Raw genomic sequence first — 241 nt, 5'->3', positions numbered from 1 at the left:
GGGCGATTTCATGCTGATTACCGACCACATCAACTTTATGGGGGCCAACCCGCTGCGCGGTGCCAATGATGACACCATCGGTCCCCGTTTCTGTGATATGACCCATGTATACACCCCCGAACTGCAGGAAATCGCCCTGAAAGTTGCCGCTGAGCACAATTTGGTACTGCAAAAAGGCGTTTATCTGGGTTACATGGGCCCCAGCTTTGAAACCCCCGCCGAGATCCGTGCTTTCCGTACC

General features: G+C 54.4%; 1 pseudogene. It reads left to right on the top strand.

The window, feature by feature from the left end:
* A pseudogene (locus H6B10_RS16480) lies at nucleotides 1–241 on the top strand (purine-nucleoside phosphorylase); the annotation flags it as partial.

Origin of the sequence: Gemmiger formicilis, from assembly GCF_016901605.1 — a bacterium.
In the GTDB taxonomy this organism is placed as follows: Bacteria; Bacillota; Clostridia; order Oscillospirales; family Ruminococcaceae; genus Gemmiger; species Gemmiger formicilis_B.
The sequence above is the reverse complement of the archived record's forward strand: the minus strand, read 5'-3'. Positions and strand labels throughout refer to the sequence as shown.